The sequence below is a fragment of the Streptomyces sp. genome (assembly GCF_035563135.1).
In the GTDB taxonomy this organism is placed as follows: Bacteria; Actinomycetota; Actinomycetes; order Streptomycetales; family Streptomycetaceae; genus Streptomyces.
Window position 1 is genome coordinate 1 of the sequence record NZ_DATMVN010000202.1, and the last position, 2,514, is coordinate 2,514.

The following is a 2,514-nucleotide window of genomic DNA, read 5'->3' on the forward strand; positions in this document are numbered from 1 at the left end:
CCCTCCCTCCCTGAGGAGCCGAAGCGCCCCAGCGCAGGGCAGAGCCCCCGCCGACTCACCCTCGCCCTCCTCGGGACGCTCACCATCGCGTTCCCGAACCGAGTGCGTTGACGGCGGCCGGCACCCCTCATGCACGGCCTGATGGCACCCGTCGAGGAGTTGCAAAAATGACAACCACGCCCCTCACGATCGAGTCCACTCCTGACACGGAGAACGCCGGGCTGGTTCAGCCGACGTACCGGCAGCTCCGCGAGGCCCTTGACGATTTCCAGAGGGCGACGGAATCCGTCAACGTCCGCACCGACAGGGCGGAGAACCGCGAGATGATCCGCCAACTCGTCCTGCCGTGGCTGGCTCTGGCCAAGGCCAGGCTCAGCGAGGCGGAAGGCTCGCCTTCCGACCAGGCCCGCTGGCAAGAGATCATCGCAGGAGTGCAGCCGCCTCCCGCCGGGGCGGGCGATGGTCCGGACGTCGGAACGCTGCTCCACAACGCGGTGTGGCTGTTCAGCGCGCTGCTGGCAGCCGCCGAGAGAGGCCCCGGCGTCCGGGAGATCACCGAGCGGATGCGCGAACTGATCGCCACTGGCACCTACCCCCCGGGCAGTTTGCTGGGCATCGGCCGGATAGCTGCCGAAGTGGAGGGCCCGGCGCCGCAGCTCGAACGCGTACGTCTCGCGGCCCGCGACCTGGAGGCCGAAGGACTGCTCACCCTCACCCCTGCCGGCCGCATCCGTATCGCAGGCCGTAGCGTCGCCGTCGACCGGCCCGCGCAGATCGCTGCCTGGCTGCGTGTGCTGATCCAGGCAGGCGTCTACCAGCCGTCTCACCACCTGCCCACGCGGCCGGCGTTGACCCTCATGCTGGTGGCCCGGCCGCATGACGTCACCCGGGCTATTCACTTGCTGCACGAAGAAGGGGTCACCTCTCCCTCTCGCGGAGGGCGTGCGTGCCTACGGGCCAAGCTGCCTTTCCCTGTCGTACCTGCTCCCGATATGGAGAGCCTGATCTCCCGGCTGGCGACGCTGGCACTGCCCGACACGAACCTCAGCCACACCGCTATCGGGGACATGTGCCGCCGGGCCCGCACCCAGTGGCATGGCCGCCGCGCTCCGGACCCCCAGGCCCTGCACCGCATGCGCCGGGCGCTGGCTGCTGCCGCCGAGCACCTGCTCCCGATGGCCGCGACCCGCTACCCGAACGACCCATACGTGTACGCCGTGCTGCGGAGAACCGCGGTCACCGCGCTCGCCACCGTCCCGCCGGACCGCCTCGACCAGTGCTGGCGCACGGCCTGCCTGGGTGCTGCGGTCCGTGAAGTCCTCGTCCTCCTCGGTGATGCCACGTGAACGTCGGCCACCGCACTGACACAAAGCGGAGCACCATGGTGACCCGACCGCACCGCCCAGACCTTGCCCAGGAACTGATCGACCGCGCGGCCACAGCCAGTGAGCACTGGTGGTACCTGACGCGCGGGCGGGTCTCTGCCGAAGAGGCCCATCGGGGCGCTCTGGCCGATCAGGCCAACACCGGTTTGCTGCGGCGGATCATCGCTGACCACGGCTGGCCCGGGTGGAGCCTGGTCGGTGAGGACGGTGCGAGGGCCGCATGGCTGATCGCTCTGCGCGCGGACAGCGTCCTCCCCTTCCAGCGGCAGGCCGCCCGGCTGATGCACCAGGCCGTGCTCGTGGGTGAGGCACACAGAACCCATTGGGTCTCCCTGCACGACCGGTGCCTGATCAACTCGGGAGCCCGGCAGCAGTACGGCACCCAGTACCGCCCCGGGCCCAACGGCCCCGTACGACTGCCCGTGTCCGACCCATCCGCGCTCGACGAGCGCCGCACGACCGTAGGGCTCCCTCCCGCCGCAGTGTCCGTGGAGGTCCTGCGCAGGCGCAGGGCGAGCGCGCCCTGCCCCGGCGCTGCCGCCGGGATACCCGTCGACGCGCCGACCAGCGAGCTGGCCGGCGCGACGTGACGCCGGCTCCCGCAGGGGAATCGCAGTTCACCCCCGCCGCCGGACTCCGATGCCGAACCGCGCTCAGCAAAGCGTCGCGCCAGGACCCACAGCACACCACACCGAAAGGCACCGCCCGATGAAGACCTCGCACGCCCTTCTCGCTCTCACGGCCGTCACCGCAGCCCACCTCATGCAGAGGGAGCGGCACCACAAGCAGCACAAGGAAATGGTCCTCTCCGGCGTGCAGGAGAGGTGGGTGTCCCTCCTGACCACCCACCCCGACCTCGCGGCACCGTGGAAGCCGGCGCACATGTCCGTGGAGGAGTACGTGAAGCTGCTGAACGCCAACCAGCAGCTTTGTTCGCTCAGCTTGAGGTACCGGCTGGCCCTCGTCACCAAGGACCGGCTGCGCGTCTACGCCACGCGGCTGATGACGTACGCGCACGTGCGGCAGTACTGGCAGGAGTTCGGACCTATCCGCGAGGAGGAAGCCCTCGGCAACGCGCGGGCCAGCGCCTTCAACGAGATCCTGGCAGAGGCGTACGACACCCTCATCC

3 protein-coding genes are annotated in these 2,514 nt (G+C 70.0%); all 3 read left to right on the forward strand.

Going from position 1 to position 2,514, the window contains the following annotated elements; genetic code table 11:
• Nucleotides 1-167 precede the first annotated feature (167 nt).
• Nucleotides 168-1,346 carry a GntR family transcriptional regulator gene (locus VN520_RS08815; RefSeq protein WP_325746297.1) on the forward strand — a complete coding sequence of 393 codons (1,179 nt, stop codon included), beginning with the start codon at nucleotides 168-170 and terminating at the stop codon, nucleotides 1,344-1,346.
• Between the two features lie 35 nt (nucleotides 1,347-1,381).
• Complete coding sequence (locus VN520_RS08820; RefSeq protein WP_325746298.1) at nucleotides 1,382-1,975, forward strand: DUF6624 domain-containing protein; 594 nt, start codon at nucleotides 1,382-1,384, stop codon at nucleotides 1,973-1,975.
• A gap of 118 nt (nucleotides 1,976-2,093) precedes the next feature.
• On the forward strand, nucleotides 2,094-2,514 hold a 421-nt coding region (locus VN520_RS08825), incomplete at its 3' end, for a DUF6082 family protein (RefSeq protein WP_325746299.1).